This is a genomic window from Rhodoblastus sp. (genome assembly GCF_052145335.1).
Taxonomy (GTDB): Bacteria; Pseudomonadota; Alphaproteobacteria; order Rhizobiales; family Beijerinckiaceae; genus Rhodoblastus.
Genome location: NZ_JBKQOU010000252.1, coordinates 1 through 8,413, shown reverse-complemented (window position 1 = coordinate 8,413; position 8,413 = coordinate 1). Strand labels below are relative to the sequence as shown.

Below are 8,413 nucleotides of genomic sequence, written 5' to 3'. Positions count from 1 at the left end.
AATTGGCGGCGCCGCGCGGAATGTCGATATGCGAGGCGAGACCATAAGGCTTGCCGGTGTCGAGACATTCGGCGGCGAGAAATTCGTCGAAACGGGCGTTGATCTCGTCGGCCACCGCCGCCAGCAGATCGGTGCGCTCGGTCACTGTCAAGCGCCCCCACGGTCCGTCGAGCGCTGCCCTGGCGGCGCGCACCGCGGCGTCGATCTCCGCCTTGCCGCCCTCCGGCACGCGGCCGATGAGACTGTTGTCGAGAGGCGAGCGGTTTTCCCAGCTCTTACCCCTGGCGCCTTGCGTAAACTCGCCGTCGATGAAATGCGCGGCGTCGCGCCGCGCCGTATCGACGACCACGCTAGCAAGCTTGTGCAGAGCCTGAACCGACATGCTGTCTCCCTTCAAGATGGTCTCTCCGCCCCTGCCTAAGCTCCAGCAGAGCCTGAGACGGTCATGCCACCGTTTATCTCGTTATTCAATAATAATATCGATTTTTTTACACAGGCAGTCCTCGCCCGCGCGCCCCTATTTCAGCCCGAGCGCGGCAAGGCCAGCCCCCGCGCAAGCCCGGTCCTCGTCTTCCGAACCGCCGGAAACGCCGATGCCGCCAATGATTTTGCCATCCGCCACGATCGGCAGTCCGCCAGCGAACAGCACCACCCCCGGCCGCAGGGCTATGCCCTGGTGCAAAGTCGCGTTTGCGCTCAGCGCCTGGCCCAGAGCGTCCGTGGGCGCACCGAAAACCGCCGCGGTATAGGCCTTGTCCTGCGCTATGCCGACGGAGGGTTTGAAGGCCCCGTCGGCGCGCAGCAGCGCCACCAGATCGCCGCTCGCGTCGACCACAGCCGCCACCACCGACTTGTCGATGGCGCCGCCGTGTGCGACCGCCGCCTCCACGGCGGCATGGGCCGCCTCGGCGCGGATGGTTTGTTGCGAAAGAGCGATCTTCATGGCCGGCCTTTCTTCAGGTAACGACGCTCAGGAAAGCTTCGTTGAGCTGGCGCTCGTAGTAGAAGATTCCCTTGCCGATCTGGGTCTCGTCCCAGGTGCGGGTCGGCAGGTCGGGGTAATAAGTGTAGCCGCCGGCGAACACCTCGTTGCGATTGCCGGAAGGGTCGAAGAAGTAGATAGTCTGGCCGCGGGTGATGCCGTGGCGGGTCGGGCCGATATCGATCGAAATATCGTAGCGGGTGATGATATCGGCCGCGTGGCCCACCGACTGCCAGTTTTCCAGATCGAAGGAAACATGGTGCAGCTTGCCGGGCTCCGGATGTTTGACGAAGGCGATGTCATGCGCCTTCATGCCGCAAGTCAGCCAGATCGCCAGCAGGCCGTCTGGCATGTCGACACGCTCGGCCAGGCGGAAGTCGAGGACCTTGGTGAAGAAGTCGAGCACCTTCTCGATATCCGGCCCGTAGAACAGCGCGTGATCGAAGCGGCGCGCGCCCATGCCATGCGGCTCGAGGTTCCAGATGTCGGGGTTATGCACCGGCGGCATGGGATCGGACTGATCCGCATGGGCGAACAATTCGATGCGATGGCCGGAGGCGATGGTAAAGCCGAGGCGGCGGCCGACGCCGGGCTGCTCGCCGGCGGCGACGTGATCGACGGCGTAGCCGTAATCCTTGATGCGCTTCTCGAAGGAATCGAGATCGGAATCGGCGGCAACCTTGAAGGCCATGAAATCGACGCCGGCATGATCGGCGCGGCGCAGGATGATCGAATGATGATCGAACTCCTCCGCCGATTTCAGATAGACGCGGCCATCGGCGCCCTCAGTCACCTGATGCAAGCCGATACGCTTGGTGTAGTGTTCGATCGCCGCCGGCATGTCGAGCACGCGAACCTGGATATAGCCGGGTCGTAGAACGCCTGTCATGGCCATGATATTTTCCTCCTCAAGCAACCTTCGCCGCTTTGCGGCATTTTTCTTTGACGGCGGCCGGGGTCTCCAGCCGCAGCGAAAGTTCGGAACGCGGATAGATGCAGCAGGCGAGCACGAGGCCCGAAGCTTCTTCCTCCACTGAGACATGCGCGCGGCTCATCGGGTCCGCGTGAAAACTCCCACTCGTCACGCGCATGCGGCAGACGCCGCAACCGCCGCGCCGACAGCCGACCGGAAGCCGAAACGGCAGGTCCTTCAGCTGGCCAAATCCCTGCGCCCGCTCGAGCGCCACCAGCACACGCTCATATGAAAAGCCAAACGTGACGCCGTGGCCCTCCAACGTGATCGTGAACTTTTCTCCCGGCATCTCACAGCCTCTTGAACAGGGGGCTTTTCGGCTTCTCGGCGCAATCTTTCGCGGTCAGGAAGCGTTCGGTGAAAATGTGCTTTTCGAACAGGCGTCCCTGCATCAAAGTGGCGATGCAGGCTTCGATCATCGGCGGCGGACCGCAGAGATAGGCGGTGTTGCCGGCGAACATGCCCCCATAGACACGCTTGGCGACGTCATGGACGAAACCGCGCTCGCCGCGCCAGTTGCTGGCATCGAGCTCCTGCGAAAGCGCTGGTATATAGCGGAAGTTCGCGTGCTCCCCGGCCAGAGCCTCGAATTCCTCGCGGCCATAAAGATCGGCCTGCGCGCGCACGCCGTGCACGAGAGTGATCGGCTCGGCATAACCCTCCTCCAGAAGGTCGAGGATCATCGAGCGCGGACTGGAGACGCCGGTGCCGCCGGCCAGGAACAGCAAGGGGCCGCCGCGCGACTTCCGCACGATGAACCGGCCGTTGGGGCCGTTGAACGACAGTTTGTCGCCGAGCTTGAGCTTGTCGTGGACATAGCCCGTTCCAGCCCCGCCCGGAACACGCCGGATCTGCAGCTCCACATGCGCCCCGTCGGAGGGCGCGTTGGCGATCGAGAAGGCGCGCGAGGCGCCCACTCCGGGCAAGCTCAGATTGATATATTGGCCGGCCTGGAAGTCGAGCGGCTCGCCCTCGATGGCGAGACGCACGCCCTTGACGTCATGAGTCAGGTCGTCGAGCGCGACGACGGTTCCGACAAAATCCCGCATCGGAATTTTTCGCGCGTCGGGATCTTCTTCGACATCGGCCTCAATGGTCACGTCGCTTTGCAGCGTCGCGGTGCATGCGAGCACGAAACCCTCGCTGCGTTCGAATTCCATCAGCGCGAAATCGGAAGCCGCCCCGTGATCGATTTCGCCCTCCATCACCTGGGTCTTGCAGGTGCCGCACAGGCCGTGGCCACAAGCGTGCGGGAGATAGACGCCGGCGCGCAGGCACGCATCGAGAATCGTCTGTCCCTCCTCGACTTCGATGGTGTCGCCCAAGGGCTCAATGGTCAGTTGATGCGCGGACATTTTTGCAAAACTCCCTCGCGCTTAGCTCGCCGAGCCCTTGTAACCATCGAGGCCTGGCGTCCAGAAACGCACCAATGACTTATGGCGCAGGCCGTTCTCCTCCAGCGATTTCGCCAGATCAGGAACCTTTTTCTCGCCATCGATCATCCAGATCACTTTCGACCAGTCGATGTTTTCGGCGTCGGGATGGGCGACGTAATGCGGCTTGACCACCGCTTCGACGAAAGCCGCGAAAGGCATGTTCGGCGGCAACGGAAAAGCGATCGCCGAGCAGAAGGCGAGATGCTGCTCCCAGTGCACATAGACCAGGCGGTTGCCGTGAAAATTCTTCTCGGCGTCGCGGTATTCGATGTGGCTTTCATAATCGGGCTTAAGCGCCGTGACGGACATAATTCGCTCCCGCTTTTAGGGGCGCAGCGTTGGCCGCCGCGCCATTGTTTCAATACGAAATCAGCTGGCGGCTTCGCTCGCTTTGGCGTGCCACTCGTTCCACAGTTTTTCGTCGGGAGAGCCGACGTAATCCATGTTGTCCGCGCCGACATTCAACTTGTACCAGGCGAGCACGTCCGGCACGGTCGGGCCGCCGCAATTGCCCTGGAAGATCTGATGCACCGGCAGCCAGCTCTGGGCGAATTTTTCCGGCTCGCCTTCGAAGATGTCTTTGCAGCCGTCCGAACAGAAGTGGTAGGTCTCGCCCTTGAACTTCGTCTCGCGGAAACAGATCGTGGTCGGATCGCCCGGCTCGGTATAGGCCATCGGAATCTGGCAGGTCTGGCAGAGCTGCGGGAGCGCCATGTTGTAGAAGCGCTTGCCTTCCTTCTCGGCCTTGGCCCACATTTCCCAGCGCGGACGATAATATTTGTCGAACGTGTTGGGATATTTTTCCGACAGCCAGTCGAGATGCTCCTTGTCCGGCATCCAGGTATGGAACGCGGCGGCGTGGGTATATTGATAGAACACCGCCCAGTTCTGATGGGAAATATGCTCGGCGGCTTCGGTCGCCACATCCGCGTATTTCGGCACTTTCAGGCCATAGCGCGCGAGATCCTGGAACAGCGAGCCGCCCGCCTCGACGAAGTAGATTTCCCAGGCTTCCTTCCAGGACATCACCTTCTTCGGCAGCATGTAGTCCATCATCATGGCGACGAGGCCTAGCACGCGGAAGCCGCGCCAGAACCATTTGTCGACCCACTTCTGCACGATCGGCAGATTGTCGGGATGCTGTTCGAGCAGGAACTTGATGACCTCGATTCCGAGCGTCATGTGGCGGCTTTCGTCGGATTGCGCCGAGAAGCCGAAAGTGACGGTCGACATGTCGCCGTTATAGGCCGCGCCCGACATGAAGGGCACGAACAGCAGGTTGGTCAGCAGATATTCGAAGGCGAAACCGATCGCGATCATATATTCGAACGGACCCGCCGAACGGGCGTCGTCGAAGAAGCTCTTGGGCACCGACAGGTACCACACGCGGTCGTGCATGTGGGGGAACTCGCCCAGGCCGTCGAAGAATTTGTTGTAGTGGCTGATGGTGTGAATCTGCGTCTGGACGTGACGCAATTCGTCGAGCGATTGCATCTGCGACGCGACGCGCGGGCCGGCGCCGCGCAGATGACGGCCGGTGAAAGCGAAGCCGCGATGCGCCTGATACTCGAGCGGCGAGACGCCGGTCAAAAACAGCTTCAGAACATTGGCGTAGCGGGCGTCGGAAAGATTGGTCTGACCGTTGTTCTGCGCGAAGGCGTCGATCACCGCATAGAGCTTGCGCTCTTTTTCCGCCTGGAATTTCCAGTAGGAATCCATGGTCAGGCGGAAGGGATCCTCCCAGGCAGACCAGTCCTTGATCTTGATCCCTTCGAACTGGTCATAAGGGAACACCTTGTCCATCGGCTGGTAACTGGTCTCCCAGTCGAGGCCGCGGGTAAGATGGGCGTAGCGCTGCTTCAGCCCGAGCTTCTTGGCAGTCATGATTGTTCCTCCCAAACCGCTTAATGGCGCCAGCTGAGGACAAACTGATCGTCGTCCTCTTCGAGATTGCCGGCCATTGAAATCAGGACCAGCTGCAATTCCTGCGGCTCCCACGGACGGCCGAGACGAGCTTCGACGGACGTGCGCTTGACCACCAGCGGGCCGTCGGAATCGAGTTTCACGCAACCGGGCATGTTCATCACCCGCACGCCGGGATTGTCGGCGAGAATGGCTTCGATGATCGGACGGGCTTCGTCATTTTGATAAAGGGTGAGCGATGCAATTTGCGCCATCTGGCGTTCCTCCATTTGTTGTCAGAGCGCCAGGCCCAGAGACGCCGCGCGCTTGCGGGTCGCCTCGCCGGCGGCTTCCGCCGCCGCGCCCTTGTCGCCGAGCAGCGATGCGGACAGGGGCTTGGCCGCCTCGACCGCGCGATCGATCCAGAGCTTCGCCCATTGCGAAATCAGCGCCTTGTTTTCCGGGCTTTCCGAGGCGACCGTCTTGATCACGGCATCGCTCCAGCGGCTTTCCTCGGCGCGCCAGTCGGTCATGAATTCGGTCAACATGGCGACGGTGATGCCCGCGTCCTGCCAGGCTTTGTCGGCATGTTTGTAAATGAGGTCGAAAACGACGCCATTCACGGCGAGAGTCTGCGCGACGAAAAGCTGGAACCAGTCGTGCTCGACGAAGGTGTCTTCGATCAGCTTGCGCACGCCCTGCCACGCAGGATTGTTCAGCCAGGTCTCCTTGGCCATGTCGAGGCTCACGCCGGTCTGGCCGTCGAGAGCCAGACCAATGCGGCTGACGATCTGCGCCATGCCAAGATGGTCGCCGGCGGAGAAAATGCAGGGCGCGGTGACGGCGGTCCCGTAACCGCGCTGGCATATTTCCGTCATGTTCATGTTGGCGCCCCAGTGCAGATGGCGCAGGGGCAAAAGGCCGTGCTCGATTTGCGAACGGGCGTCGGCCGACAACTTTTCCGTCAGGCCGCGCTCCTCGACGAAAGTGAAGCAGCGCTCGACCGCCTGGTTCATGTTGGCGCGCGATATATTGTAAGTGCCGTAATAAAATTGGCGCGGATCGAGCGGCTTGTACCAGTCTTCCATCGCCACCGCGGTTTTGCGTGTATCGTAGTGCCAGAACTCCGGCTCCCACAGCGGCTTGTAATGGAAATTGGCCGTCGCCTGAACGTCGAGCGTTCCCTCCTGGTAGCGCGAGGCCGGCTTGTCGGCGCCGAGGCGGCGCGCAACATGGCCAAATGTCTGGCGCTTCGGCTCGAAGTTCAATGTCTTGATTTCAACGCTCATGGGTTTCCCTCCCAGGAAAGACGGATCTAGTTGTTCAAAGGGGTTTCGGCGGCGCCCGGCGCCGGCGCGTCGTCCGCATGGCCCTCTTCGGCATTATTCTTGACGCGGCGCAGCAGTCCCGGCTGGCGCGAGCGCCAGGCGAGTTGCTCCAGACGCGCGGCGGCGGCTGGTTCGGGGGGAAGAACGGTGACGTTCTGCAGGCGGCAGAATTCGTCGAAGGCGGCGAAAGGCAGGATGAGTTCGACGGTCAAATCGGCGTCGTTCACCGAAAATTCGAACTCGACATATTTGTCGAGGCGCGCGCCGGTGACGCGAACATATTTCCGCATTGCTGCGTCGGCGCGCGCGCCTGTTGGCGTCGCGCCAGAATCCTGGCGGCCCATGCCGATTTTCTCCCATAACGACGTTTTTTCGTCTGTCGAGGCGGGAGCTCTTGATCGGCGCCGCGCTTTCGATTGGCTGCATTTTTATGGCGGGATAAATCGACAGTCAAGAGGAATATCGATATTTTTGCGGTCCCGGAAATTTTATCGATATTTTTTGGTTTTGTTCTCGTTCCTAGAAACAGTCCACAAAATGGGATTTCAGCGCTATAATGAAAGCTAGCCGAGATTCTGACTTTGGCAAGGGCGAAAAGAGTATGATCGACATGGCGGAAGAGGAGCTCGAAATCGCTCCGAGGGCGGGCCGGACGCTGGTGGAAAGCGCCTATGCGACCTTGCGTCGGGAAATTCTCGACGGCGCCTTCGAGCCGGGCGCGAAACTACGAACCGAGGAGTTGCGCGCCCGCTACAACATCAGCGGCAGCACGATGCGCGAGGCGCTCACCCGCCTGCTGGGCGAAGCCTTGGTGACTTCCGAAGGACAACGCGGCTTCCGCGTCGCGCCTGCATCGCTCGAGGATTTCAGCGACCTCACCGAAGTGCGCAAGCTGATCGAGACCGAGGCGCTGCGGCAAGCCATCGCGCGCGGCGACGAGGCTTGGGAGAGCCAGATCGTTGCGACCTTCTACCGCCTGTCGAAGGTCGAGGAGCGGCTGGCCGAGGATCCGACGGGGCCGCTGAGCGAATTCGAGGCGCGCAACCGCGAATTCCATCATGCGCTGATCGCGGCCTGCCCGTCGCGCTGGCTGCATCACATGATCGGACTGCTGTTCCAGCAATCCGAGCGCTACCGCCGTATAGCCCTGGCCAAGCGGACGATCCCGCGCGACGTCCACGCCGAGCATCGCGCGATTTTTGACGCCACCCTTGCGCGCAATACGCAACTCGCCTGCCAGCTAACCATGGATCATATCGAGCGAACCCTGACCGTGCTGCGCGACGCGCTTTAGGCGACCTCATGACGGGTCGCGACCTCCATATTTTTTATCTGCCAAAGTGTTGTTTCCTGACAATGTTTTACGGGCCAGACAGCTGCAACTCTGGCCGTCAACTCCGCCGTTGCTCTTGACTCCGGCAGCTGATATTTCGATGATGGTTCTTAAAACTTTGACGTAATTTCTATTGGGCACGGTTTTGGATTGAAACATCAATAATTTCGGAGCTGACGCCATGGCCAGATATTCGGATTTAATAGCGTTGTTTTTAATTATGGTTTCGACCATCGTCTCTTTGAAACTTGTACAAATGTTTATTGACACGACATACGTACTTTTTACCTCGCATGGCCACAATTAAACTGTGATCAGCTCGCGGGTTCCTGTCAAAGGGCCCATCTTCTAAAGATAGCTTGACGAGATAATGTAATCATTAAAATCGGACCGTGTCTCGTCCGGTCTTTCTTACGCGCCGCCATAACCTTTCTCGACAACAGCTCTCGCTCCCTCATC

The 8,413-nt window shown here is 60.4% G+C and carries 12 protein-coding genes; 1 reads left to right on the top strand and 11 read right to left on the bottom strand.

All coding sequences use genetic code 11. The features are described 5' to 3' along the window. From ACLP2E_RS16290 to ACLP2E_RS16245, 10 genes are all read right to left on the bottom strand, one after another. A partial coding sequence (locus ACLP2E_RS16290; protein ID WP_442466522.1) for an aldehyde dehydrogenase family protein occupies window positions 1–382 on the bottom strand: 382 nt, incomplete at its 3' end. A gap of 135 nt (window positions 383–517) precedes the next feature. Further along, window positions 518–943, bottom strand: a complete 426-nt coding sequence (locus ACLP2E_RS16285) for a GlcG/HbpS family heme-binding protein (RefSeq protein ID WP_442464130.1) — start codon at window positions 941–943, stop codon at window positions 518–520. Window positions 944–956: 13 nt separating this feature from the next. After that, window positions 957–1,877: a catechol 2,3-dioxygenase gene (locus ACLP2E_RS16280; protein ID WP_442464131.1), complete on the bottom strand. Its 921-nt coding sequence runs from the start codon at window positions 1,875–1,877 to the stop codon at window positions 957–959. Between the two features lie 13 nt (window positions 1,878–1,890). Further along, window positions 1,891–2,244 (bottom strand): 2Fe-2S iron-sulfur cluster-binding protein, encoded by a 354-nt coding sequence (locus ACLP2E_RS16275; RefSeq protein ID WP_442466521.1) that lies wholly within the window; start codon window positions 2,242–2,244, stop codon window positions 1,891–1,893. 1 nt (window position 2,245) lies between these two features. After that, window positions 2,246–3,310: an NADH:ubiquinone reductase (Na(+)-transporting) subunit F gene (locus ACLP2E_RS16270; RefSeq protein WP_442464133.1), complete on the bottom strand. Its 1,065-nt coding sequence runs from the start codon at window positions 3,308–3,310 to the stop codon at window positions 2,246–2,248. A 21-nt stretch (window positions 3,311–3,331) separates the two neighbouring features. Continuing rightward, window positions 3,332–3,700: a phenol hydroxylase subunit P4 gene (locus tag ACLP2E_RS16265; protein WP_442464134.1), complete on the bottom strand. Its 369-nt coding sequence runs from the start codon at window positions 3,698–3,700 to the stop codon at window positions 3,332–3,334. Window positions 3,701–3,760: 60 nt separating this feature from the next. Beyond that, the gene (locus tag ACLP2E_RS16260; RefSeq protein WP_442466520.1) at window positions 3,761–5,275 is read right to left on the bottom strand and encodes an aromatic/alkene/methane monooxygenase hydroxylase/oxygenase subunit alpha; all 1,515 of its coding nucleotides are present in this window, start codon (window positions 5,273–5,275) and stop codon (window positions 3,761–3,763) included. 20 nt (window positions 5,276–5,295) lie between these two features. Then, the gene (locus tag ACLP2E_RS16255) at window positions 5,296–5,568 is read right to left on the bottom strand and encodes an MmoB/DmpM family protein (protein WP_442464136.1); all 273 of its coding nucleotides are present in this window, start codon (window positions 5,566–5,568) and stop codon (window positions 5,296–5,298) included. Between the two features lie 21 nt (window positions 5,569–5,589). Continuing rightward, window positions 5,590–6,582, bottom strand: a complete 993-nt coding sequence (locus ACLP2E_RS16250) for an aromatic/alkene monooxygenase hydroxylase subunit beta (RefSeq protein WP_442466519.1) — start codon at window positions 6,580–6,582, stop codon at window positions 5,590–5,592. A gap of 26 nt (window positions 6,583–6,608) precedes the next feature. Continuing rightward, entirely contained in the window at window positions 6,609–6,965 is a 357-nt protein-coding gene (locus ACLP2E_RS16245) for a phenol hydroxylase subunit (RefSeq protein WP_442464138.1), read from the bottom strand. A 257-nt stretch (window positions 6,966–7,222) separates the two neighbouring features. Here ACLP2E_RS16245 and ACLP2E_RS16240 point away from each other — a divergent pair, with 257 nt between their 5' ends. Then, a complete protein-coding gene (locus tag ACLP2E_RS16240) occupies window positions 7,223–7,915 on the top strand; it encodes a GntR family transcriptional regulator (protein ID WP_442464139.1) in 693 nt (230 codons plus the stop codon). A 6-nt stretch (window positions 7,916–7,921) separates the two neighbouring features. Here the strand turns inward: ACLP2E_RS16240 and ACLP2E_RS16235 are convergent, their stop codons facing one another. After that, window positions 7,922–8,188, bottom strand: coding sequence for a hypothetical protein (locus ACLP2E_RS16235; protein WP_442464140.1), 267 nt, complete (start codon window positions 8,186–8,188; stop codon window positions 7,922–7,924). Between the last annotated feature and the right edge of the window lie 225 nt (window positions 8,189–8,413).